The organism is Geobacillus thermocatenulatus (assembly GCF_002217655.1).
GTDB classification, from domain to species: domain Bacteria; phylum Bacillota; class Bacilli; order Bacillales; family Anoxybacillaceae; genus Geobacillus; species Geobacillus thermocatenulatus.
The window spans coordinates 975,225-998,946 of record NZ_NEWK01000001.1 but is presented as its reverse complement, the minus strand read 5'-3'; the positions used below and the strand labels follow the sequence as shown (position 1 = coordinate 998,946).

The window sequence follows — 23,722 nt, the reverse complement described above, 5'->3', positions numbered from 1 at the left end:
TCATCATAATCAACCGCCAGATCGTTTGTCTACCGTTTGAGCTCGGCGAGGCGCGCCTTGACGGCTTCGCGTTTTTCGATGTAATCTTGCCGTTTGCGCCGCTCTTCTTCGACGACATGGGCCGGCGCTTTCGCCAAAAATCCTTCGTTCGCCAGTTTCTTTTCGACGCGCTCGACTTCTTTGTTCCATTTGTCAAGCTCTTTTTCGAGCCGCTTGATTTCTTCTTCGATGTTGATCAACCCTTCAAGCGGCATGATGAGCTCGGCACCGGTGACGACCGCCGTCATCGCTTTGTCCGGCGCGGGAACGTTCGGATCGATCAAGAGCTCGCTCGGGTTGCAGAACCGCTCCAAATAGGCGCGGCTTTTCATGAGCGCCGCCCGCACTTGTTCATCTTTCACCTTAATATAGAGCGCAATCGGCTTGCTCGGCGGCGTGTTCACTTCGGCGCGGACGGTGCGGACGGTGCGGATGATGTCAACCAACAGCCGCATTTCTTCCGCGGCTTCTTCGTTCGACAGCTCAGGGCGCACTTGCGGCCACGGAGCGACGGTGATCGATTCGCCTTCATGCGGCAAGTTTTGCCAAATTTCCTCGGTAATGAACGGCATGAACGGGTGAAGCAGGCGCATCGTATTGTCGAGCACGTACGCCAACACGGAGCGCGTCGTCTTTTTCGCCTCTTCGTCGTCACCGTAAAGCGGCAATTTCGCCATTTCAATGTACCAGTCGCACAAGTCGTCCCAAATAAAGTTGTACAGCGTACGCCCCGCTTCGCCGAATTCGTATTTCTCCGCGAGCTTCGTCACCGTATCGATCGTCTCGTTGAGACGCGTTAAAATCCAATGGTCGGCGACCGTTTTTTCGCCGCTCAAATCAAGCTCTTCGTACGTCATGCCTCCCATGTTCATCAAGGCAAAGCGCGAGGCGTTCCAAATTTTGTTGGCAAAATTCCACGTCGCTTCGACTTTTTCGGTGCTGAAGCGCAAGTCTTGCCCTGGCGAGCTTCCGGTCGCCAAGAAGTAACGGAGCGCATCGGCGCCGTACTGGTCGATCACATCCATCGGATCGACGCCGTTGCCGAGCGACTTGCTCATTTTCCGCCCTTGGGCGTCGCGGACGAGGCCGTGGATCAGCACGTCTTTGAACGGGCGCTTCCCGGTGAATTCGAGCCCTTGAAAAATCATGCGCGACACCCAGAAGAAAATGATGTCATAGCCGGTGACCAGCACATCGGTCGGGTAGTAGCGCTTGTAATCCGGCGATTCCACATCCGGCCATCCCATTGTCGAGAACGGCCAAAGCGCCGAGCTGAACCATGTGTCGAGCACATCGGGGTCTTGTTCCCAGTTTTCGATGTCTTTCGGCGGCTCATGGTCGACGTAAATTTCACCCGTTTCTTTATGGTACCATGCCGGGATGCGATGCCCCCACCAAAGCTGGCGCGAAATGCACCAGTCACGGATGTTTTCAAGCCAATGCAAATACGTTTTTTCAAACCGTTCCGGCACGAACTCCACTTTGCCGTCGGTTTGCTGCAGCTTGATGGCGGCTTCGGCGAGCGGCTTCATTTTCACGAACCATTGCGTCGACAAATACGGTTCCACCACTGCGCCACTTCGTTCGCTATGGCCGACGGAGTGCACGTGCTCCTCGATTTTGAAAAGGATGCCTTGTTCTTGCAAATCGCGGACGATCTGCTTCCGGCATTCAAACCGGTCAAGCCCCTGGTATTGCATGGCGTTTTCATTCATCGTGCCGTCTTCGTTCATGACGAGAATGCGCGGCAAGTTGTGGCGGTTGCCAATTTCAAAGTCGTTCGGGTCGTGCGCCGGCGTAATTTTGACCGCCCCGGAGCCGAACTCCATATCGACATATTCGTCGGCAATGATCGGTATTTCGCGGCCAATGATCGGCAATTTCACCATTTTGCCGATCAAGTGCTTGTACCGCTCGTCATCCGGATGCACCGCAACGGCCGTATCGCCGAGCATCGTCTCCGGACGGGTCGTCGCCACCTCGATGAAGCCGGAGCCGTCGGCGAGCGGATAGCGCATATGGTAGAGCGCGCCTTTCACTTCTTTATATACGACCTCAATGTCCGACAACGCGGTTTTCGTCACCGGGTCCCAGTTGATGATGTACTCGCCGCGGTAAATAAGCCCTTTTCGGTAGAGTGAGACGAACACTTCGCGCACCGCTTTGGACAGTCCCTCATCGAGCGTGAATCGCTCGCGCGTGTAATCAAGCCCAAGCCCTAACTTCGCCCATTGGCTGCGAATATGGCCGGCGTATTCTTCCTTCCACTTCCACGTTTCTTCTAAAAACTTTTCACGGCCTAGGTCGTAGCGCGACAGCCCTTGCTGGCGCAGCTTCTCTTCCACTTTCGCCTGGGTGGCGATGCCGGCGTGATCCATTCCCGGAAGCCACAAAACGTCATACCCTTGCATCCGTTTCATGCGCGTAATGATGTCTTGCAACGTCGTATCCCATGCATGTCCTAAATGCAGCTTGCCAGTGACGTTGGGCGGCGGAATGACGATCGTAAACGGTTGTTTGTTCGGGTCGCCGGTCGCTTCAAAAAATTTTCCTTTCAGCCACCACTCGTAGCGCCCCGCTTCGACGGCGCGATGGTCGTATTTCGGCGGCATCGATACTTCATGCTGTGCCATGTTTCATTTCCCTCCCTCGACATGATGGACAATGCGGCCGACGGCGGCTTCCCACTGAGCAATGCCGCGCAGCCGGCAAGCAAAAAAGCCCCTTTCATCCAAAAAGGACGAAAGGAGCTGCTTTCGCGGTACCACCTTTTTTCTTAAGCCCAAAGGCTTAAGCGCTTCATTGGCATAACGGCATCACGCCGGCTTCCCCTACTCGGCAGCAGCGCCTTTCAACGAAGCAGCTCAAGGGCGACCTTCCAGCAGCCGCCATCCTAGGAAATCTCGCAGCTTCTGATTTCCCTCTCTGCAGGCGCGGGCCGCTGTACTCCTCCCCGTCTTCGCTTTTGTCATCATGGTTCGATTATTATACTACCATTGTCCATCATCTTTGCCAAGTTTTTATTTATTTATTCCATCCGTGTGCATTTGGTGACAAACGATCGCACGTTTCATATTGTATAGTAAACCGGGGAAGGAGGGAATGCCGATGCGGCGATTCAACCCGTATTCGTGGCCCCCGTGGCTGAGGCAAGTGCGGGCCGTCTGCGCCCAAGTGATTATCCCGCTCACCATTTTTCAAGCGATCCGCACCATTTTTCTGCCAACGACGTTTGATGTCATTTTATTGGCCATCTTCGTTTTCATTGCCGTGGCGCTCCATTTGGAATGGATTTAGTGGGACGCCATTTTGTTTGGGCTGCATTCAACATCCATTTAACCATTGTTGCTTTCATCCGCCGGCGGTTCGTTGTCCGCCGCTTCTTCCTGCTGCCGCGCGGCGTCGCGTTGGACAAGGTGCATCACGAGCGCCTCCATATTTTTGAACGCCAAATAACGACGCTGCAACGCGGCCACATATTCCCGTTCGTTCCGCTCGTTCCGCGAAGCGGCCTCATACCGCTCCAGACAGCGGACAAACCCACGCGGCTCCGCCAAATGGCTGTATAAAAACGCCCGCTCCCCGTCGGACAGCGGCAGCTCCTTCTCGTACTCCCCCATCCCTTCAAGCCACTCGCGCCCAAGCGGCGGCATTGTCCGTACGTGAAAACGGAGCGCGGCGATCACATCAAAGAGCGGCGAATTCCAATGCGCCCGCTCCCAACTGATCCAATACGGCGGAATATAGTGGGAGAGGCGCGCTTTGCCGTGCACCCAAGCGATGCGCCATTGCTTCGTCTCTTTGAGCGTCTCTTCCCACACCTCGAGCCGTTCTTCAGCGAACGAGTATGCGCGCATCACCTCATAGAAATAGGTGCAGCATTGGAGCTGAAACGGAGACATGTACCACGCCGCCTCGTACCGCTCAATTCGTTCTTCCCACACCGTCCTCGCCCGTTGCCATTCGTCCTTTTTTTGCTTTCGGTACGCCGCCGCCTCTTCTTCACTCACCTCGATCGTGTGGACGGTGGCGCGATGGAGGCGGGCGAGCTCGCGAAAAAAGGCGGCCACCGCATCCTTCTCCACCTTTGATTCGCCGTCATGCCATGCTTGCAAATAATAAAGACGGCCGCCTTCTAGGGCAAACAGCGACCGCCGCCGCGTCAGGCAAAGGGGGAGACAGCGGGGGCCGCCATGCTGAAGAGACTGCCAAACGGCGGCGGCTTCTTGCTCGCTTTCAAGCGGCTTTAAAGCGAAAACGCCGCGGTTCGTGTATACCTTGACGGCTTTGCCTCGCTGCTCCATGCGCACTGGACGAAGCCCATACTGGACGAGCACAGCATCGTATCGGTCAGACTGTGCGGCCATCGTTACGCCCCCCTTATCGGCAAAAGAAACGGAAAGCGTCCCTTTTATGAGAAAGGACGGCTTCCCGCCATGGCCGGAATATACAAAAGCTGCCCCTCGTGCACGTCATCTGGGCTTTCCAAATCATTGGCGCGCAAAAGCTGTGAGACGGTCACATCATACCGTTCGGCAATCTTGTCCAATGAATCTCCTTGCTGGACGATGCAAATTTTCAGTTTCGTAAACTCTTCCGCCTCGCTTTTCGCAAACAGTTTCGTCAAGTAAAGCGCATTTTCGCTTTTTGTTTTCGTTTCTTCTTTCTCTTCTTCCTCAACCGCCTTTTTCGCCGCCCCGATCGATACCTTCGCCTCCGTTGGCGGCAGCAGTGAAGCGATGTCTTCCTCTGTCTGTGCGCTGACCGCCTTCGTTTCCGTCTCAAGCGGCAAAAACGGCTCTTTGGCCTCCTCTTCTTCCTCAGCCTCCGTTTCTTCATGACGCATGACGGCCGGCTCCATGACGGAAACCGTCGTTTCGTCGGCGGCAAAAGCCGGCTGTTCATCCGCCTCATCGGCGAGATCATCCACGGAAGCAAACGCTTCCTCACCGGCCGCTTCCTTGCGGGCGATTGATTCAAACGGGGCAAACAGCGGCTCATCGTCCTCCTCATCGTCCGGCAAATCATCGCCAAGCGGCGCTTCACTGATGCCGCTGATCGAAATGTCGGCCGTGATCAGCAATCTTCCGTTTTCATCCAAATCATAATCAAACGATTCAACTGTCACGTACACATCCTCAAGGGAACGAATGCGGTTTTTTGGAATCGTAATATCGATTGGAAAACGGTGTGACAGTTCGCTGATCCCGTCTTCGCGCACCGAAATGTGCTGAATGAACCGATAACCAGCCAGCTCAAACACGTCGTCATCCGCTTCAGCCTGCCCTTTGCCCGCTTGGCGGAATTCGCCGCTTAACTCAAGCGCGCCGCGGATCGTAATGTATTGGTCGTACTCATCGACGGAAATGACCGGATCAAGAGAAATGGATAAAAACTCGGCGACTTCCTGTCCCCTTTTAAACCAGACCGATTCTTCCAATGAAAAACGCAAATACGATTGCTCCAACCGGGCCTCCTCCTTCCGTCCCTTCGGCAAATGGTTTCTATGACATTATCCATTGTATGAACGGAAACGAGGCGGTATGATAAAAAAATTGGGCTGCCGACGGTCGGCAGCCCCTTTCCTTATCCGCGCAGACGGGCAAACACCCGCTCAGCAGCGGCAATCGTATATTCAATATCATCATCACTGTGCGCCGTCGACAAAAACAGCCCTTCAAATTGCGACGGCGGCAGGAAAATGCCTTCATTCGCCATTTCCCGATAATAGGCGGCAAACAGCTCCAAGTCGGACGTTTTTGCGGTCTCGTAGTTGACCACCGGCTCGTTCGTGAAGAAAAAGCCGATCATCGACCCCGCGCGGTTGATCGTATGCGGGATGTCATATTTCTCTGCTGCCTGATGAAGCCCGTCCGCAAGGCGCGCCGCTTTGCGGCCAAGCTCTTCGTACGTTTCCGGCGTCAGCTGGCGGAGCGTCTCGTACCCGGCCGTCATGGCGAGCGGATTGCCGGAGAGCGTGCCGGCTTGGTACACCGGCCCGCTCGGCGCGACAAGCTCCATGATCTCGGCTTTGCCCCCGTACGCCCCGACCGGCAAGCCGCCGCCGATCACTTTGCCAAGGCACGTCAAATCCGGCTCAATGCCATAATACCCTTGGGCGCAGCGGTAATCGACGCGGAACCCGGTCATGACCTCGTCGAAAATCAATAAGGCTCCGTATTGCTTTGTCACCTCGCGCAGCCCTTCCAAAAAGCCAGGCACTGGCGGAACGACGCCCATGTTGCCGGCGACCGGTTCGACGATCACCGCGGCGATGTCTTCGCCAAACCGCTCAAACGCATAGCGGACGCTGTCCAAATCATTGTACGGCACCGTGATGGTATGTTGGGCGACCGATTCCGGCACGCCCGGGCTGTCCGGCAGGCCGAGCGTCGCCACGCCAGAGCCGGCTTTAATGAGCAGCGAATCGCCATGGCCATGGTAGCTGCCTTCAAATTTGATAATTTTGTTGCGCTTCGTGTAGCCGCGCGCTAAGCGGAGGGCGCTCATCGTCGCCTCGGTGCCGGAGTTGACCATCCGCACGATTTCCACCGACGGCACCCGCTCGATGACGAGCTTAGCGAGCTCATTTTCAAGCAATGTCGGAGCGCCAAAGCTTGTCCCTTGTTCCGCCACACGCTTCAATGCTTCCACGACTTGGGGATGGGCATGCCCTAAAATGAGCGGACCCCATGACAGCACGTAATCAATGTACTCATTTCCGTCAATATCGTAAATTTTCGATCCTTGGCCGCGCGCCATGAAAATCGGTGTCATCCCGACCGACTTGAAGGCGCGCACCGGGCTGTTCACCCCGCCCGGCATCAACTTCACCGCTTCTTCATAGGCCGCTTTCGATCCTTCATAGCTTCGCATGATTCCGCTCTCCCCCTCATTCAGTCAGCCACCGGGCGACATCTTTCGCAAAATACGTAATGATCAAATCCGCGCCGGCCCGTTTCATCCCTGTCAACATTTCCATGACGACCGGCTTCTCATCGATCCAACCGTTTTGCGCCGCCGCTTTGACCATCGCATACTCGCCGCTCACGTTATACGCGACAAGCGGAAGCGGAAAACGGTTTTTGACGTCGCGGATGATATCCATGTAGGCAAGCGCTGGCTTCACCATCAAGAAATCAGCGCCTTCTTTGACATCCGACTCCGCCTCGCGAAACGCCTCAAGGCGGTTGGACGGATCCATTTGGTACGTCTTCCGGTCGCCAAACTGCGGCGCGCTGTCGGCGGCATCACGGAACGGGCCGTAAAACGCCGAAGCGTATTTGATGGCATACGACATGATCGGCACATACTCAAACCCTGCTTCATCAAGCCCACGGCGAATGGCGGCGACAAAGCCGTCCATCATGTTCGACGGCGCGATGATGTCGGCGCCGGCTTGCGCTTGGCTCACCGCCGTTTTGGCGAGGAGCTCGAGCGACGGGTCGTTCAGCACACGCTCGTTTTCAACGACGCCGCAATGGCCGTGGCTCGTATATTCACATAAACACGTATCCGCAATGACGACTAGATCTTTGTGTTCGGCTTTGATTTGGCGGATCGCCCGCTGAACAATCCCTGTTTCGCAATACGCCTGCGAACCGACTTCATCTTTTTCATTCGGCACGCCAAACACCATGACGGCGGGAATGCCAAGCTTGGCGATGTCGTCCACTTCCTCGGATAAGCGGTCAAGCGATAAATGGTAAACCCCTGGCATCGACGGCACTTCCCGCTTAATGCCGCTTCCCTCGACCACAAACAGCGGATAAATGAGATCCTCGACGCGAAGATGCGTCTCACGCACCATCGCCCGAATCGCAGCCGTTTGCCGCAGACGGCGATGGCGGTCAAATGACAGTGCCATTCATCGTCCCTCCATGGAAAAATATTGTTCCATCGCTTTGATTATACCATCCGTCGTGTAATCCGTCGGACAAATATGGACCGGAATGCCCGCCCGCTCGGCCGCTTCTTTCGTCACCGGTCCGATGCAGGCGACCGCAACACCGGAAAGAAGGGCATCCGCTTCTTTGTCGAGAAGGCGGACAAGGCTGTCAACCGCCGACGGGCTCATCAAGGTGACCGCATCAAGCTCCCGCCGCCGCAGCAGCGACAGCAACCGCTCCCGGCCGCTTTCATCAAGATCGGTCTCATACACCGTGAACTCGTCGACCGCGGCGCCGGCGTTTCGCAACGCCTCAGGCAAGGTCGGACGCGCCAAATTGCCTTTGACAAACAGCACCCGATCGCCTTGTTTGACGCGCGGCATGAGCAAGTCAGCCAGCCGCCTAGCGGTGTAATCATCCGGCACGAGCGCCGGGGAAAGACCATGCTCGGCGAGCGCCGCCGCTGTTTTCCGGCCGACGACAGCGATTTCCGGAAGCGGACGCGGCAACGAAACATGTGGAAAAAAGAAGCGGACGGCGTTCGCGCTTGTGAAAATGAGCCAACGGTATTCGCCAAGCCGCTCGACGAATGCGGCGACAGCTTCCGGCGCAGCCGCCGGTCGGATGGCAATGAGCGGGATCTCGACCGGAACGGCGCCGACAGCGCGCAGCTTGGCAGAAAACGATGCCGCCTGCTCTTTGCCGCGCGTCACGAGCACCGTTTTGCCAGCGAGCGCGTTGTGTATCATGATTGGCTCAACTCCCGCTTCACCCGCTCGATGAGCGCTTTCGCCCCTTGTTCGATCAAGACAGCGGCCGCCTGCCGGCCGACAGCCTCCGGGTCGGCGCCCGTGACCATTTCTTTATACTTTTCTTTGCCATCCGGGGAGGCCACAAGCGCAGTAAGGCGCACCGCCCCCCCCTCGACTTCCGCATAACCGGCAATCGGCACTTGACAGCCGCCTTCCATTTGCTGCAAAAAGGCGCGCTCCGCCCGAACAGCCCGCTCGGTTTGCTCGTCGTTTAAGCGGCTGAGCCATTGGCGCAATTCGTCATCATCCTCCCGGCATTCGACCGCCAGCGCCCCTTGGCCGACCGCCGGAACACAGACATCAAAAGGAAGGTAGTCGCTGATGACGTCATCGCCCCAACCCATGCGTGCAAGACCCGCCGCCGCCAGCACGATCGCATCGTACTCTTCGCTTTCGAGCTTCGCCAACCTTGTGTCAATATTGCCGCGAATCCATTTGATCGTCAAATCCGGGCGATAGGCAAGCAGCTGCGCCGAACGGCGCAAGCTGCTCGTGCCAATGACCGACCCAGGCGGCAAGTCGGAGAGCATCCGGTTTCCTTTGCTGACAAGCACATCGCGTGCATCTTCGCGGCGCGGAACCGCACCGATCACTAAACCTTCGGGCAGCACAGCCGGCATATCTTTCATGCTATGGACCGCCATATCGATGCCGCCGGCGAGCAATTCATGCTCAATCTCTTTCACAAACAACCCTTTGCCTCCGACTTTCGAGAGCGTAACATCAAGCACCCGATCTCCTTTCGTGATGATTTCTTTCACTTCAAACGTAAACGGCGCCCCAAGCTGTTTCAATTCGTTGATCACCCACTTCGTCTGAGTCAAGGCAAGCTTGCTGCGCCGCGAGCCAACGACAATGTTCCGCATCTCGTTCCACCTCAATTACGAATACCAAAAATGAAATTTTGACAAACTGCCAAACAAGAAAAAGTTGACAAGCAAAAATAAAAACGAACCGATATTCCATAGCGCGATCGCCTTCCCTTGCATCTGCCGGACGGCTCGCTTGTAAAAATAGACGCCATAGACGAGAAGAACGACAAACGACCCGAGCACTTTCGCATCATACCAATGGAAATGGTCGATTTGAATATACGCCCAAATCACGCCAAGAATGAGCCCTAATAACAACATAGGCAAGCCGAGCGCATTTAAAACATACGACAAAAAATCAAGCCGCGACAAATCCGCCATGCGCCAAAGGCGCGCCCCCCACTTTTTCTTTTTCAGCAAACTGTACTGCAACATGTAAAGCACCGAAAACAGAAACGACAGCGTAAACGCCGCATACGCTCCGAGCGAAAGGGTAATGTGGATGATAAGCAGCTCCGAAACGAGCCGCTCCGCAACAGCCGGCGACTGCGAAGACGGTGCGAACGTATGAATGGCCAAAATAAAAAAAGCAAGCACGTTCGTAAAAAAGACGATGAAATCGACGCGCAGCAGCCGATTGATGACAAGCGACAGCGTAATGAGCAGCCAAGCGTAAAAATAAAGCCCTTCCGACATCGTTAAAATCGGAAAGCGCTTCGTCTCCATGATGCGGGAAACAAACGTCACGGTCTGCAAAAGCCACACAATAGAAAGCAACCAGAAGGCGATGTCGTTCGCCTTCCGGTTTTGTTGCAAAAAATCGATGAAATAAAATAGGATCGAAGCGATGTAAAGCAAAATGGACAACTCATACAACAGCGCCACCATCCATCCCACCTTACAGCTGCCATGATGGGCGGGCGGCACGGACCGCTTCCGCGTCTTGTTCATCGCATTGCACGGATTTCGCCTGCTCTATATGCCGCTCGGATTTCACCGCATCTTCGATATTGAAAATTTTCATAAACAGCAAAAGCGCCTCCTCGGCATTCGGGCCGGCAGCGAGTTCCTTCGCCTGCAAAATCGGATCGCGGAGCAGCTGGTTAATAATGCTTTTCGTATGCTTATTCAACACTTTCCAATCGCGCTCCGACAAATGCGGCAGTTTCCGCTCCAAACTTTTCATCGTTTCCGCTTGGATGGCCAGCGCTTTTTCGCGCAATGCAGCAATGACTGGCACGACGCCGAGCGTCTGCATCCATTGGCTGAACGCCATCAATTCCGCTTCGATCATCATTTCAATGCGAGCTGCTGCCTTTTGCCGTTCCGCCAAGTTGGCCGCCACCACATCTTGCAAATCGTCAATGTCGTACAAAAACACCGTTTCCAAATCAGCCAACGCCGGATCCAAATCGCGCGGCACCGCGATGTCAACCATCAAGAGCGGGCGGCCTTTGCGCATTTTCTCAAGCGGCGCCACCATTTCCTTCGTCAAAATATAGCCTTTGGCTCCCGTCGAGCTGATGACGATATCCGCTTCCAGCAAAGCGCATGATAATTCGCCGAGCGGCTTCGCTTCGCCGGCAAACTGCTTCGCAAGCTGTTTGGCTTTTTCAAGCGTCCGATTGACGACCGTCACCTTCCCGACGCCGCTGCCGTACAAGTTTTGCGCCGCCAGCGTCCCCATTTTGCCAGCCCCGATAATCAAGACGTGCTTGCCGGCAAGGCGGCCGAAAATCTTCTTCGCCAGCTCAACCGCCGCATAGCTGACCGATACAGCGTGCGCGCCGATGCCCGTTTCCGAGTGGGCGCGCTTCGCAAACGTCACCGCCTGCTTGAACAGATGATTAAAAATCGTGCCGCTCGTCCCGACCTCTTGAGCGAGCAAATAGCTGTCTTTCACTTGCCCTAAAATTTGCGTTTCCCCAAGCACCATCGAATCAAGGCCGGCCGCCACGCGGAACAAATGCTTGATGGCCGCCTCTCCTTCAAGCACACGCAAATACGGAGCAATCGCTTCCACTTTGACGCCAAACCATTCGGCTAAAAATGCTTTCATATAGTAACGGCCGGTATGCAGTTGATCAACCACTGCATAAACTTCCGTCCGGTTGCACGTCGAGACGATCACGTTTTCGAGCACGCTTTTTTGCTTGGCGAGCTGTTTCATCGCCGCACCGAGTTCCGCTTCCGCAAACGCGAGCTTTTCGCGGATTTCTACAGGGGCGGTTTTATAGTCGACGCCAACGACTACGATTTGCACGATGCCAACCCCCTTATTGACCGAATCCCTTTTATCATTATATCACAATCGTCCATCGTTCCGGTTTGAAAAAATTGTGAACATGCCTCCAAAGCTATGCTAAACTGTAGACAGTGATCATTCTATCATAAACATGTCCAAAAGGGAAACGGAGGACGCGACGATCATGAAAACCCGAACGGTATTCGCCGGCATCTTGTTCATCGGCCTCGGGCTGTATTTTCTCGCCGGACAGTTGGAATCCCCCCTTTTCCATTTCTTCCAAGGATGGCCGGCCTTGCTTGCCATTTGCGGCGCGGCTTTGCTTGGCCAGGCGCATGCAGCGCGCGAATATGCTTACCTTTTCCCCGGATTCCTTTTGCTTGGATTTGGCGTTGAACTGCTCCTTGCGAGTGCATTTTCGGCCTGGCCCCGCGGCGTAAACATGTTTTTTTTCCTCATCGCGCTCGCTTTTTTCGCCAGCAGCCGCAAACAAAAAGGCGGGGCCGGCTTTGGCGTGCTTTTTTTGCTTCTCGCTGTCGTGCTGACGTTTTCCGGGCGCGGCCAGCCATTCTTTCACCTCGTCCAAGCCGGACTTTCCTCTGTCTGGAAGTTTTGGCCGCTCGGACTCATCGCCATCGGCGTCTATCTATTATGGACTAGGCGAAAATAGCCTTGGAAGTGAAAACACCAGCGGAATCGCTGGTGTTTTCGTCATGAAGCCACAAACGGCAAAAGCGCCGCCCATGCTTCGTCTTTCCCTTGTCCGGTCTCGGCGGAAAACAAAATGAGCGGGTCGCCGTCAGCCATCCGCAGCGTCTCGCGCGCGATTTTCGCATGTTTTTGATGCTTGCCGCGCGGCACTTTATCCGCTTTCGTCGCGATGACGATCACCGGGATCTCGTAGTGTTTCAAAAACTCGTACATCATCACATCGTCTTTCGTCGGCGGATGGCGCAAATCAACGAGCAGGACCGCCGCCTTCAGCACCTCGCGCGTCGTAAAGTACGTCTCCATCATGTTCCCCCATTTTTGCCGCTCCTGCTTCGACACGCGGGCGAAACCATAACCTGGCACGTCCACAAAATAAAACGAGTCGTTAATCAAATAAAAATTCAACGTTTGCGTTTTACCTGGCTTTGAGGAGGTGCGCGCCAAGTTTTTCCGATTGATCATTTTGTTGATGAAGGATGATTTGCCGACGTTCGAACGGCCGGCGAGCGCCACCTCCGGCCGTCCGCCGTCCGGATATTGTTCCAGCTTGACGGCACTGGTCACAAGCTCTGCTTTCTTCACATTCATCGCTTCCACCCCACCAGCGCGTGCGGCAGCACCTCATCGAGATGAGAGACGAGCACAAAGCGCAAGTCGCGCTTCACCGTTTCCGGAATGTCAGCCAAATCTTTTTCATTGTCTTTCGGCAAAATGACGGTTTTCAATCCGGCGCGATGGGCGCTTAACGTTTTCTCTTTCAGCCCCCCGATCGCAAGAACGCGGCCGCGCAGCGTAATTTCCCCGGTCATGCCGACAAAGCGGCTCACCGGCTTGCCCGTCAAAGCGGAAATGAGTGCGGTCGCAATCGTAATGCCGGCCGATGGCCCGTCTTTCGGCACCGCTCCTTCCGGAACGTGGATGTGAATATCATATTTCTCATGGAACTTCGGATCAATGTCAAGCTCCTCAGCGCGCGACCGCACGTAGCTGAACGCCGCTTGCGCTGATTCTTTCATGACATCGCCGAGCTTGCCGGTCAGCACGAGTTTCCCATTGCCTGGCGCGAGCGACACTTCGATGGCGAGCGTATCGCCGCCAAACGCCGTATACGCCAGCCCGGTCGCCACGCCGACTTGGTCTTCCGCCTCCGCTCGGCCGTAGCGGTATTTTCGCTTCCCTAAAAATTCCTCAAGATTGTTTTCTGTGATCACAACCCGCTTTTTCTCGCCGGAAACGATGAGCCGGGCCGCTTTTCGGCAGATCGCGGCGAGCTGCCGCTCAAGCTCCCGCACCCCGGCTTCGCGCGTATAATGGCGGATGATATCGAGCATCGCGTCATCGCGAATGTGCAACGCCGCCTTTTTCAGCCCGTGCTCGGTGATTTGTTTCGGCAGCAAATGCCGCTTGGCGATATGCAGCTTCTCCACTTCTGTGTAGCCTGGTATGTGGATCACTTCCATCCGGTCCAAGAGCGGCTGCGGAATCGCCGCCAAATGGTTGGCCGTGGCGATAAACATGACTTTCGATAGATCGTACGGCTCTTCAATGTAATGGTCGCTGAACGTATGATTTTGCTCTGGATCCAGCACCTCCAGCATGGCCGCCGATGGATCGCCGCGGAAATCGCTCGACATTTTGTCGATTTCATCAAGCAAGAAGACGGGGTTGATCGTGCCTGCTTTTTTCATCCCCTGGATAATGCGTCCCGGCATGGCGCCGACATACGTGCGGCGATGGCCGCGAATTTCCGATTCGTCGCGGACGCCGCCGAGCGAAACGCGGACGAAGCGGCGGCCGAGCGCTTTGGCGATCGAGCGGGCGAGCGACGTTTTGCCGACCCCCGGCGGTCCAGCGAGGCAAAGAATCGGACCTTTTAACGATTTCGTCAGCTGCTTGACGGATAAAAATTCAAGCACCCGTTCTTTCACTTTATCGAGCCCGTAATGCTCCTCGTTTAAAATCGCTTCCGCCCGCTTAATGTCGTGGATGTCTTCCGTTTCTTTCGACCACGGCAAGGCGATGAGCCAATCGAGGTAGTTGCGAATGACTGCGCTTTCCGCTGAGGTCGCCGGAATTTTTTCATAGCGGTCAAGCTCTTTCAATGCCGTTTGTTTCACATGCTCCGGCATGCCGGCCGCCTCGATTTTTTCTTTCAGCTCCTCGACTTCGCCCGTTTTTCCTTCTTTTTCGCCAAGCTCTTTTTGAATCGCCTTCATTTGCTCGCGCAAATAATACTCTTTTTGCGTCCGCTCCATCGACTGCTTGACGCGGGCGCTGATCTTTTTCTCAAGCTGGAGCACTTCTTTTTCGTTGTGCAAAATTTGGATGATTTTATTGAGGCGCTCTTTCACGTCGATCGTTTCTAAAATGCGCTGCTTTTCCTCAAGCTTAAGCGGCAAGTGCGAGGCGATGATGTCCGCCATTCGCCCCGGCTCATCGATGTCGACGATCGAGGCGTAAATGTCGACCGACAGCCGCTTGGACAAGTTTATGTACTGCTCGAAATATTCAAGCATCGTCCGCTTGAGCGCCTCATCTTCTAAATCTTTCGCCGCCCGATCAGCAAACTTTTCGACTTTGACGAGAAAGTACGGCTCCTCGCTGATCACTTCCGTAATGAGCGCCCGAGCGACGCCTTCGACAAGCACGCGGAACGTGCCGTTCGGGAGTTTTAGAAGTTGCTTGACGCGCGCGATCGTTCCCATTTTATATAAGTCATCCATGTCCGGTTCGTCGATGGCAACGTCTTTTTGCGACGTCAGCAAAATCATATGATCCTCAACCATGGCTTGTTCGAGCGCTTTGACCGATTTCTCGCGCCCGACATCTAAATGGAGCACCATCGTCGGAAACACGAGCAGCCCACGCAGCGGCAAAAGTGGAACGACCGTCTCCTTTTTCTTTCCGTTCACGCCGAACACCTCCATCTCTCGCTTCTATTCGTTTATTGTATAGTACGGCAGCAGGGTTTGTAAAATTTGACGAACGAAAAGCGCGCGGCGCTCCGTTTGCAGGCAAAGAAAAACCGACTTCAGCGACGATCCGCTTGCGCCGAAGCCGTACATAAAAGAGAGGCCGGACGAACCGCCCGACTCGGTTGCGAGCGGATCGCCCGCTTTCGTTGCCAATCGTTCGCCTTGCCGCCGTTTCCTTTGGCTAGACGAGCTTTTTCTCCGAGCGGTCCATAGCCGCTGGCAGCAGCGCGGGGCCGCGGCGGAGCGCCTCTTCGCCGAACACATGAACGAGCACTTCCTCGAGGCGGCGGACGGCGATGATTTGAATGCCGCTGACTTCGCCTAGCAATGATTGCATATTCTCAATCGGGATGATCACTTTTTTCGCCCCGGCTTGTTTGGCCGCTTTGATTTTGGCAAACACGCCGCCGACCGGTTTCACGCAGCCACGAATGCTGATTTCTCCGGTCATCGCGACCGTATGATCGACTGGCAGTTGATAAATGGCAGAATAAATGCCGACGGCAATCGCCACCCCGGCCGAAGGACCGTCAACCGGCACCCCGCCCGGAAAGTTGACATGAATGTCGTAGCGGTCCGCTGGCACGCCCATCGCCCGCAACACCGTAATGACGTTTTCCGCCGAGCCGCGCGCCATGCTTTTGCGCCGCACCGATTTTTCTGCACTGCCGATGCTTTCCTCCTCGACAATGCCGGTGACATTGATCGCCCCTTTCCCTTTGGCCGGCAAAGCGGTCACCTCAATTTCCAACAGCGCACCGGTGTTCGGGCCGTACACAGCCAGACCGTTGACGACGCCGACCGCCGGAGCGGAAGCGATTTTCTTCTCATAGCGCGGAGTCATTTGGCTCGATTGAATGACCCATTCAATATCTTTGTCCAAAATGTGTTCTCGGTTTTCCGTAATGGCCAGTCCAGCGGCAATTTGCATCATGTTGACCGCCTCCCGCCCGTTGCGCGCATAGGCGGCAAGCAGGCGAATGCCGCTTTCTGACACGTTCAAGCGGATTTTTTCCGCCGCCTTTTTCGCGATGAGGGCGATTTCATCTTGGTCCAATTCACGAAAAAATACTTCCAGGCAGCGAGAGCGAATGGCCGGAGGAATTTCGTTCGGCGTGCGCGTCGTCGCCCCGACAAGACGGAAATCAGCCGGCAGTCCATTTTGGAAAATATCGTGAATATGGCTTGGGATTTGCGGGTTTTCTTTGCTGTAATAGGCGCTTTCAAAAAATACTTTCCGGTCCTCAAGCACTTTCAGCAGCTTGTTCATTTGGATCGGATGAAGCTCGCCGATTTCGTCGATGAATAAAACGCCGCCGTGGGCGTTCGTCACCGCACCTTGCTTCGGCTGGGGAATGCCGGCTTGCCCCATCGCCCCGGCCCCTTGGTAAATCGGGTCGTGCACCGAACCGATGAGGGGGTCGGCGATGCCGCGCTCGTCAAAGCGCGCCGTCGTCGCGTCAAGCTCCACGAACACCGCATTCTTCTTAAACGGGGAGAGCGGATTTTTTTTCGCTTCCTCAAGCACGAGCCGGGCAGCTGCCGTCTTGCCGACGCCAGGCGGCCCGTAAATGATGACATGTTGCGGGTTGGGGCCGCATAAAGCGGCTTTTAACGCCTTGATGCCGTCTTCCTGACCGACGATGTCGTCAAAACTTTTCGGCCGCACTTTTTCCGCCAGCGGCTCCGTGAGCGAAATCGAACGCAGCTTGCGGAGCTGTTCCATCTCTTTGCGCGACTCTTTATCAATCGAAACTTTTTGCACACGCTGCCCTCTTAGCAAATTCCAAAAATAAAGGCCGATGATGACCCCGAAAAACAGCTGGATGACCAGTACGATGTTCGTCCAATCCATGCCCCGATATCCTCCTGCCTTTAGATGGTATGTAGTATGATAGTATCTCCGCGAACTGGCGGGAATAAACCAAAAAAGCGCCGACCGGCGCCCAGGGCATGGGCGGCAAAAAAAGAAACCGCCGAAAAAAGGCGGTTTTCCCATCAGGCAGATGTTTTCCGTTCCAGCTCGATGACGGTGCCATCATGACGGATCAGCGTCGGCGGCTTTGTGCCGCGCACCGTGTCGAGCGTGATGATGCACTTTTGCACATCTTCGCGCGACGGCAGCTCAAACATGACATCAAGCATAATGCCTTCGATGATCGAGCGAAGGCCACGCGCGCCCGTTTTCCGCTCAATCGCTTTTTTCGCGATTTCACGGAGCGCCGCTTCTTCAAACTCGAGCTCAACGCCGTCAAGCTCAAGCATTTTTTGGTATTGCTTCACAATGGCATTTTTCGGTTTCGTCAAAATGTCGATCAACGCCTGTTCGTCGAGCGGCTCGAGCGTCGTAATGACCGGCAGACGGCCGATGAACTCCGGAATAAGTCCGAATTTGAGCAAGTCTTCCGGCAGCACTTTCGACAACAAATTTTTCTCGTCGACATCCGTCTGGTTCATTTCCGCGCCAAAACCGATCACTTTTTTGCCAAGACGGCGCTTGATGATCGGCTCAATGCCATCAAACGCTCCACCGCAAATGAACAAAATGTTCGTCGTATCGATTTGAATGAATTCTTGATGCGGATGTTTGCGGCCGCCCTGCGGCGGAACGCTGGCAATGGTGCCTTCTAAAATTTTCAACAGCGCCTGTTGCACCCCTTCGCCGGATACGTCGCGAGTGATGGAAGGGTTTTCCGATTTACGGGCGATTTTGTCAATTTCATCGATGTAAATAATGCCTTTTTCCGCCCGTTCGACGTCATAATCAGCCGCTTGGATGAGCTTTAACAAAATGTTTTCAACGTCTTCGCCAACATAGCCGGCCTCTGTAAGCGAGGTGGCATCGGCGATGGCAAACGGCACGTTCAAAATGCGCGCCAATGTTTGCGCCAGCAGCGTTTTCCCGCTCCCGGTCGGCCCGATCATCAAAATGTTGCTTTTCGACAGCTCAACATCATCGATTTTGCTGCCGGAATTGATCCGTTTATAATGGTTGTAAACCGCAACGGCGAGCGATTTTTTCGCCTCATCTTGGCCGATGACGTACTCATCTAGAATTTCCCGAATTTCCAACGGCTTCGGCACGTCTTTAAATTCAAATTCCTCTTCATTGCCGAGCTCCTCTTCAACAATTTCTGTGCATAGTTCAATGCACTCGTCGCAAATGTAAACCCCCGGACCGGCAACGAGCTTTCGCACTTGATCCTGGGTTTTGCCGCAGAACGAGCATTTCAACTGCCCTTTTTCATCATTGAATTTAAACATATTCTTCACCCCTTGCCAACGAAATCGCGCCTGCTTATGTATCCATTTCCGCCATCTCTTATGTCGTAAAAACGTATGTATCCGCTATTTTACCATACATGTTCCTGAGAAAGCGAATGAAAAAACCGTCGTCCGTTTGTAAACGTTTAGAAATTGCTGCTTAGGCGCCATGGTTGTGGATAAAGAACAAGGCACGAACGTCTCGCGCCTTGTTCTTTCCTTAAGATATATTATGCCGCAACCTTGCTGTGCTCTACAAGAAAATCAACTGTTTTCCGCCATTTCAAATCTTCTTTGACGCCATCTAAGCTGCCGAGCAGCTCTTTCAGCTTGTCCACGCTCAGCTTGTAGGCTTCCGCCATTTTTTCGAGCTCTTTGTTTACTTCCTCGTCGGTCACTTCAATGTTTTCGGCCTTCGCGATCGCTTCAAGCGTCAACGCCGCGCGCACCCGTTTTTCGGCATCTTCTTTCATTTGCTCGCGCAACGACGCTTCATCTTGGCCGGAGAATTGATAATACAACTGCAAGTTCAAACCTTGCATTTGCAGGCGTTGGTCAAATTCGCGAAGCATCCGGTCGGTTTCGTTTTTGATCATAACCTCCGGAATATCCATTTCGGCGTTGGCTGCCGCTTTTTCGATAACCGCATTGCGCAAGGCAGTCTCCGCCTCGTTCTTTTTCGCCTCTTCCAAACGGGCGCGAATTTTCGCCTTCAGTTCGTCAAGCGTTTCGACTTCTTCATCGACGTCTTTGGCAAACTCGTCGTCCAAAGCCGGCAATTGCTTCGCTTTCACTTCATGCACTTTCACTTTAAACGTCGCCGGTTTGCCGGCCAGCTGCTCCGCGTGGTATTCTTCCGGGAACGTCACTTGAATTTCTTTTTCTTCGCCGGCTTTCATCCCGACAAGCTGTTCTTCAAACCCCGGAATGAACGTTCCAGAGCCGATTTCAAGCGAATAGTTTTCCGCCTTGCCGCCTTCAAACGGCTCGCCGTCGACAAACCCTTCGAAATCGATGACGACCGTATCGCCGTTTTCCACCGTTCCGTCTTCTTTCACGACAAGTTCGGCGTAATTTTCTTGCAGGCGTTTCAGCTCGTTTTCGACGTCTTCATCCGTTACCGTCGCATCCATTTTTTCCACTTCAAGCCCTTTGTATTGGCCGAGCTTCACTTCCGGCTTTACGGTCACTTTCGCTTTGAAAATTAAGCTTTTGCCTTTTTCCATTTGCTCAATGTCAATCTCCGGCATTGACACCGGTTCGATGCCCGCCTCTTCGACGGCTTTGGCATACGCCTCTGGCAGCAAAATGTCGAGCGCATCTTGATAGAGCGCTTCGACGCCGAAGCGTTTTTCAAACAGAACGCGCGGCACTTTCCCCTTGCGGAAGCCCGGAAGCGTGATGTTTTTCACCACTTTTTTAAACGCGGCGTCCAAGCCTTTGTTCACTTTCTCGGCGTCGACCTCAACAGTCAATACGCCTTCGTTTCCTTCAAGCTTTTCCCATTTGACTGACATCCTTGTTCCCTCCACCTGAAATCATTGCTCGGACCATAGCGCACTCCGCTTGTCCAGATCTTTTTATGATGCCCGATTATGTAGACAAGTATGCGAAAACAGATACATAGCACAGCCATTATATTATACCATACAACAGCCATGTTTCAACAGAGAACGAGCCATTAGAGGGAGGAAAGTTCCTCTATTTCGTATAGCTTTTGGCAAAGCCTTGCCATCTCCGCCGCCTCCACACCGTAGCGGTCGGCCAAGGCGGCCGCGTCAGCATCCAAGCCTAAAAACCGGCTCGCCATCCAATGGAGAGCAGCAAGCCAGGCCGCTGCATCCGCGGGCTCTGGCGGAAACGGATACAACACATATGCATAGCGAAGCCAAATTTCCGCCGCCGTTTCGTACAAACTCGGGCTTTCCGCCGCGAGCTGCTGTTCAAGCCGACCCAGCAGTTCGGAAGCAAATTTTGTTTCCATCTGTTCGTCCAACGCTGACGGGACGACCTCCATGCAACGGCCAAATTTTTCAACCGTCACCGTTTCGTTGACTCGCTTCCCTGTCAACAGGCGAAGAAGCATCGTTTTCGCCATCGGGCTTTTTTCCGGTGCGCGTAAATATTGCTTGAGCAACGGCAGCACCGGATCGATGTCTTCTTTTTCCAGTTGTTTAATCAGTTGCAGCTGCTCAGCAATGTCCCCGGACTCCAGCAGCCGTCTCACCCGCTTCCACTCCGCGGGCGGAAGCATGCGGGCATTCATTTTTTCACTAAACCGGAGCAGCTGATGAAGCTGTTCGCGCAACGAAGCGGATAGCGACGGATGGCGCAAGGCGGCGCGGATCACCGTTTCCGCCTTGCTGTATCGATTCGTTTGCAGCAGCACAGCGAGATACATTTGCAACAGATCGCTGTTGTTCGGCTGTTCGTCAAGCAAGGCGGCGAGGCGCCACTCCGCCTCATCGTAGTCTCCAAGCTCATAGCAACAGACAGCCAGCCCAAGGCGAACAGGAAAACTGTGGTCGCCAAGCTGTTCAGCAGCGCGCAAAAAGCGGAGCGCTTCTTTGTAGCGTTTCGCTTCAAGCGCCGCAAACGCTTCTTCCATCAGCCGTTCTTTCGTTTGCGGAAACATGATGATTTTTCCTTTTTTCCCGGTCATCTTCGCCCGCTCCCATTTGCATTTACCATCAGTGTAACAAGTTTTCCCTGGCGAAACAACCCGCGCCTTGCTGGGTAACACAAACCGCTTGTTTGCCAAAAAGCAGCCGGCCCCTGAACGCAGGCGCCGTCAAACACGAAAAAGGCTGCTCCCGCCGATTGGCAGAGCAGCCCATCTCTCCTTGCCGCCCGGAACACATGGCGCTTACGGCCGTGGACAATGCCGTCGTTCGTAGGCGGCGATATGCGCTTCGTACACAAACGTCAAATCAATTTCGTCCCATCCTTTTAGCAACAGCTGTTTTCGATACGGGTCGATGTCAAACGGACGCGAAAATCCTTCATCGTCAAATACCCGCTGTTCTTCAAGCGAAACCGTCAGTTCATAGTCTGCGCGCTCGCTTTGGCGCAGCAAGTAGCGGACATCCTCTTTATCCAGCCGGATCGGCAACAGCCCATTTTTTAAGCAATTGTTGTAAAAAATGTCGGCAAACGATGGGGCAATGATTACGCGGAATCCGTAATCTTGCAGCGCCCACGGCGCATGTTCGCGCGATGAGCCGCAACCGAAGTTTTCATCGGCGACTAAAATCGTCGCCCCTTCGTTTTCCGGGCGGTTGAGCTCAAACGCCGGATTTGGCGTGCCGTCGCTCAAATACCGCCAATCGTAAAAGAGAAACTGGCCAAAGCCAGTGCGTTCAATCCGTTTCAAAAACTGCTTTGGAATGATTTGATCGGTATCAATATTCGCCCGATCGATGCCGGCGGTTTTTCCGCGATGGATCGTAAACGGCTTCATCGTCCTTTCCCCCTTCCGTTATGGATGTCGCTGATGGCAAAGGAGCTCGGCTTCCTAGGATGCCGCGCCGCCTCTTTTGCCATCACGATCGTCAATTTAACAGACCGGCTCGGCTTCAAGCTGGCGCACATCGACAAAATGTCCGTAAATCGCAGCCGCTGCGGCCATCACCGGGCTGACGAGATGCGTGCGCGCCCCTTTTCCTTGCCGCCCTTCAAAGTTGCGGTTCGACGTTGACGCACAGTGCTCGCCTTCTGGGATGATGTCCGGGTTCATGCCCAAACAGGCGCTGCAGCCGGAGTCGCGCCATTCAAAACCGGCGTCGATGAAAATTTGCGCCAACCCTTCCGCTTCGGCTTGTTTTTTCACTTGCTGCGATCCAGGCACGACGAGCGCCCGTACACCCGGAGCCACTTTTTTCCCTTTCACGATGCTCGCCGCCGCGCGCAAATCGCTGAGGCGTGAGTTGGTGCACGAACCGATGAAGACGTGCTGCACCGGAATATCCGTAATCGGCGTGCCCGGCTCAAGCCCCATGTACTCAAGCGCCCGGCGCACCGCGTTTTGCTCTGTTTTGCTTTCAAATTGCTCGGGATGCGGCACGACGCCATCGACGGAAGTGCTCATCGCGGGGTTCGTCCCCCACGTCACCATCGGAGCGATCGTCGACGCATCGATTTCAATCGTTTTATCGTATTTTGCCCCCTCATCGCTGGCTAACGCCCGCCACCGTTCCACCGCCTTGTCAAACTCCTCGCCTTTTGGCGCATATTTGCGGCCGCGCAAATAGGCAAACGTCGTTTCATCCGGGCTGATGAGGCCGGCTCTCGCCCCCGCTTCAATCGACATGTTGCAAATCGTCATTCGCTCTTCCATCGACATGCGTCGGATCGCTTCGCCTGTAAATTCGATAATATAACCGGTGCCGACGCCAACGCCATAGCGGCCGATAATGGCCAAGATGACGTCTTTGGCGGTCACTCCTTTGCCGAGGCGGCCGTTGATGCAGATTTGCAGCGTTTTCGGTTTATGCTGCCAAAGCGTTTGTGTAGCCAATACATGCTCGACTTCGCTCGTGCCGATGCCAAACGCCAAGGCGCCAAACGCCCCGTGCGTCGACGTATGGCTGTCGCCGCAAACGATCGTTTTTCCCGGCTGGGTCAACCCGAGCTCTGGACCGATGACGTGAACGATTCCTTGCTCTTCGCTGTTTAGGTCGGCGAGCGGAATGCCGAACTCGCGGCAGTTGCGCTCAAGCGCAGCGATTTGGTTGCGCGCCACTTCGTCGGTAATCACAAATCGGTTAACGGTCGGCACGTTATGGTCCATCGTCGCAAAGGTCAAATCCGGCCGCCGCACCTTCCGTCCTTTTTGCCGCAACCCTTCAAACGCTTGCGGCGAGGTCACTTCATGCACTAAGTGCAAATCGATGTACAATAAATCCGGTTTGCCCTCCTCACGGTAGACGACGTGGTTTTCCCAAATTTTATCGATGATCGTTTTCGGCTTCATTGG

At 54.6% G+C, this 23,722-nt stretch carries 20 protein-coding genes and 1 other annotated feature; of the genes, 2 read left to right on the top strand and 18 right to left on the bottom strand.

Annotation, left to right across the window (positions count from 1 at the left end):
- Window positions 1-29: 29 nt before the first annotated feature.
- Window positions 30-2,672: a valine--tRNA ligase gene (locus tag B9L19_RS05035; RefSeq protein WP_047752717.1), complete on the bottom strand. Its 2,643-nt coding sequence runs from the start codon at window positions 2,670-2,672 to the stop codon at window positions 30-32.
- A 100-nt stretch (window positions 2,673-2,772) separates the two neighbouring features.
- Window positions 2,773-3,008, bottom strand: a binding site (T-box leader).
- A 139-nt stretch (window positions 3,009-3,147) separates the two neighbouring features.
- Here B9L19_RS05035 and B9L19_RS05030 point away from each other — a divergent pair.
- On the top strand, window positions 3,148-3,336 hold the full coding sequence (locus B9L19_RS05030; RefSeq protein WP_011232115.1) for a hypothetical protein: 189 nt from the start codon (window positions 3,148-3,150) through the stop codon (window positions 3,334-3,336).
- 38 nt (window positions 3,337-3,374) lie between these two features.
- Here the strand turns inward: B9L19_RS05030 and ysxE are convergent, their stop codons facing one another.
- The 8 genes from ysxE to hemA form a co-directional block, all read right to left on the bottom strand.
- The gene (gene ysxE, locus B9L19_RS05025) at window positions 3,375-4,406 is read right to left on the bottom strand and encodes a spore coat protein YsxE (RefSeq protein WP_047752716.1); all 1,032 of its coding nucleotides are present in this window, start codon (window positions 4,404-4,406) and stop codon (window positions 3,375-3,377) included.
- 44 nt (window positions 4,407-4,450) lie between these two features.
- Entirely contained in the window at window positions 4,451-5,506 is a 1,056-nt protein-coding gene (gene spoVID, locus B9L19_RS05020) for a stage VI sporulation protein D (RefSeq protein ID WP_047752715.1), read from the bottom strand.
- Between the two features lie 119 nt (window positions 5,507-5,625).
- Window positions 5,626-6,915 (bottom strand): glutamate-1-semialdehyde 2,1-aminomutase, encoded by a 1,290-nt coding sequence (gene hemL / locus B9L19_RS05015; protein ID WP_047752714.1) that lies wholly within the window; start codon window positions 6,913-6,915, stop codon window positions 5,626-5,628.
- 16 nt (window positions 6,916-6,931) lie between these two features.
- Window positions 6,932-7,906, bottom strand: coding sequence for a porphobilinogen synthase (hemB, locus tag B9L19_RS05010; RefSeq protein ID WP_047752713.1), 975 nt, complete (start codon window positions 7,904-7,906; stop codon window positions 6,932-6,934).
- Window positions 7,907-8,677 (bottom strand): uroporphyrinogen-III synthase, encoded by a 771-nt coding sequence (locus tag B9L19_RS05005; RefSeq protein WP_047752712.1) that lies wholly within the window; start codon window positions 8,675-8,677, stop codon window positions 7,907-7,909.
- Window positions 8,674-9,606 (bottom strand): hydroxymethylbilane synthase, encoded by a 933-nt coding sequence (gene hemC / locus B9L19_RS05000; RefSeq protein ID WP_025949390.1) that lies wholly within the window; start codon window positions 9,604-9,606, stop codon window positions 8,674-8,676. The genes B9L19_RS05005 and hemC overlap by 4 nt, the downstream gene beginning before the upstream one ends.
- A gap of 15 nt (window positions 9,607-9,621) precedes the next feature.
- Window positions 9,622-10,440, bottom strand: coding sequence for a cytochrome c biogenesis protein (gene ccsA, locus B9L19_RS04995; protein ID WP_013144585.1), 819 nt, complete (start codon window positions 10,438-10,440; stop codon window positions 9,622-9,624).
- Between the two features lie 10 nt (window positions 10,441-10,450).
- On the bottom strand, window positions 10,451-11,815 hold the full coding sequence (hemA, locus tag B9L19_RS04990; protein WP_025949392.1) for a glutamyl-tRNA reductase: 1,365 nt from the start codon (window positions 11,813-11,815) through the stop codon (window positions 10,451-10,453).
- Window positions 11,816-11,948: 133 nt separating this feature from the next.
- Between hemA and B9L19_RS19270 the strand changes: the two genes are divergently transcribed.
- Window positions 11,949-12,467 (top strand): LiaI-LiaF-like domain-containing protein, encoded by a 519-nt coding sequence (locus B9L19_RS19270; RefSeq protein ID WP_428839045.1) that lies wholly within the window; start codon window positions 11,949-11,951, stop codon window positions 12,465-12,467.
- 41 nt (window positions 12,468-12,508) lie between these two features.
- Here B9L19_RS19270 and yihA read toward each other — a convergent pair whose 3' ends face one another.
- From yihA to leuC, 9 genes are all read right to left on the bottom strand, one after another.
- Complete coding sequence (gene yihA / locus B9L19_RS04980) at window positions 12,509-13,096, bottom strand: ribosome biogenesis GTP-binding protein YihA/YsxC (RefSeq protein WP_047752710.1); 588 nt, start codon at window positions 13,094-13,096, stop codon at window positions 12,509-12,511.
- Window positions 13,093-15,435 (bottom strand): endopeptidase La, encoded by a 2,343-nt coding sequence (lon, locus tag B9L19_RS04975; RefSeq protein ID WP_047752709.1) that lies wholly within the window; start codon window positions 15,433-15,435, stop codon window positions 13,093-13,095. The genes yihA and lon overlap by 4 nt, the downstream gene beginning before the upstream one ends.
- A 9-nt stretch (window positions 15,436-15,444) precedes the next feature.
- On the bottom strand, window positions 15,445-15,636 hold the full coding sequence (locus B9L19_RS04970) for a hypothetical protein (protein ID WP_025949394.1): 192 nt from the start codon (window positions 15,634-15,636) through the stop codon (window positions 15,445-15,447).
- 28 nt (window positions 15,637-15,664) lie between these two features.
- Complete coding sequence (gene lonB, locus B9L19_RS04965) at window positions 15,665-17,338, bottom strand: ATP-dependent protease LonB (RefSeq protein WP_047752708.1); 1,674 nt, start codon at window positions 17,336-17,338, stop codon at window positions 15,665-15,667.
- 143 nt (window positions 17,339-17,481) lie between these two features.
- Complete coding sequence (gene clpX / locus B9L19_RS04960; protein WP_011232128.1) at window positions 17,482-18,747, bottom strand: ATP-dependent protease ATP-binding subunit ClpX; 1,266 nt, start codon at window positions 18,745-18,747, stop codon at window positions 17,482-17,484.
- Window positions 18,748-18,977: 230 nt separating this feature from the next.
- The gene (gene tig, locus B9L19_RS04955) at window positions 18,978-20,264 is read right to left on the bottom strand and encodes a trigger factor (protein WP_047752707.1); all 1,287 of its coding nucleotides are present in this window, start codon (window positions 20,262-20,264) and stop codon (window positions 18,978-18,980) included.
- Between the two features lie 164 nt (window positions 20,265-20,428).
- Window positions 20,429-21,409, bottom strand: coding sequence for a tetratricopeptide repeat protein (locus B9L19_RS04950; protein WP_025949397.1), 981 nt, complete (start codon window positions 21,407-21,409; stop codon window positions 20,429-20,431).
- Window positions 21,410-21,613: 204 nt separating this feature from the next.
- Window positions 21,614-22,207, bottom strand: a complete 594-nt coding sequence (leuD, locus tag B9L19_RS04945; protein ID WP_047752706.1) for a 3-isopropylmalate dehydratase small subunit — start codon at window positions 22,205-22,207, stop codon at window positions 21,614-21,616.
- Between the two features lie 96 nt (window positions 22,208-22,303).
- The gene (leuC, locus tag B9L19_RS04940; RefSeq protein WP_047752705.1) at window positions 22,304-23,719 is read right to left on the bottom strand and encodes a 3-isopropylmalate dehydratase large subunit; all 1,416 of its coding nucleotides are present in this window, start codon (window positions 23,717-23,719) and stop codon (window positions 22,304-22,306) included.
- Window positions 23,720-23,722 lie beyond the last annotated feature (3 nt).

Coding starts and splice junctions, on each gene's coding strand:
- B9L19_RS05035 (WP_047752717.1), bottom strand. CDS start 2,672: ATGGCACAGCATGAAGTATCGATGCCGCCGAAATACGACCATCGCGCC.
- B9L19_RS05030 (WP_011232115.1), top strand. CDS start 3,148: ATGCGGCGATTCAACCCGTATTCGTGGCCCCCGTGGCTGAGGCAAGTG.
- ysxE (WP_047752716.1), bottom strand. CDS start 4,406: ATGGCCGCACAGTCTGACCGATACGATGCTGTGCTCGTCCAGTATGGG.
- hemL (WP_047752714.1), bottom strand. CDS start 6,915: ATGCGAAGCTATGAAGGATCGAAAGCGGCCTATGAAGAAGCGGTGAAG.
- hemB (WP_047752713.1), bottom strand. CDS start 7,906: ATGGCACTGTCATTTGACCGCCATCGCCGTCTGCGGCAAACGGCTGCG.
- B9L19_RS05005 (WP_047752712.1), bottom strand. CDS start 8,677: ATGATACACAACGCGCTCGCTGGCAAAACGGTGCTCGTGACGCGCGGC.
- hemC (WP_025949390.1), bottom strand. CDS start 9,606: ATGCGGAACATTGTCGTTGGCTCGCGGCGCAGCAAGCTTGCCTTGACT.
- ccsA (WP_013144585.1), bottom strand. CDS start 10,440: ATGGTGGCGCTGTTGTATGAGTTGTCCATTTTGCTTTACATCGCTTCG.
- B9L19_RS19270 (WP_428839045.1), top strand. CDS start 11,949: ATGTCCAAAAGGGAAACGGAGGACGCGACGATCATGAAAACCCGAACG.
- yihA (WP_047752710.1), bottom strand. CDS start 13,096: ATGAATGTGAAGAAAGCAGAGCTTGTGACCAGTGCCGTCAAGCTGGAA.
- lon (WP_047752709.1), bottom strand. CDS start 15,435: ATGGAGGTGTTCGGCGTGAACGGAAAGAAAAAGGAGACGGTCGTTCCA.
- lonB (WP_047752708.1), bottom strand. CDS start 17,338: ATGGATTGGACGAACATCGTACTGGTCATCCAGCTGTTTTTCGGGGTC.
- clpX (WP_011232128.1), bottom strand. CDS start 18,747: ATGTTTAAATTCAATGATGAAAAAGGGCAGTTGAAATGCTCGTTCTGC.
- tig (WP_047752707.1), bottom strand. CDS start 20,264: ATGTCAGTCAAATGGGAAAAGCTTGAAGGAAACGAAGGCGTATTGACT.
- B9L19_RS04950 (WP_025949397.1), bottom strand. CDS start 21,409: ATGACCGGGAAAAAAGGAAAAATCATCATGTTTCCGCAAACGAAAGAA.
- leuD (WP_047752706.1), bottom strand. CDS start 22,207: ATGAAGCCGTTTACGATCCATCGCGGAAAAACCGCCGGCATCGATCGG.
- leuC (WP_047752705.1), bottom strand. CDS start 23,719: ATGAAGCCGAAAACGATCATCGATAAAATTTGGGAAAACCACGTCGTC.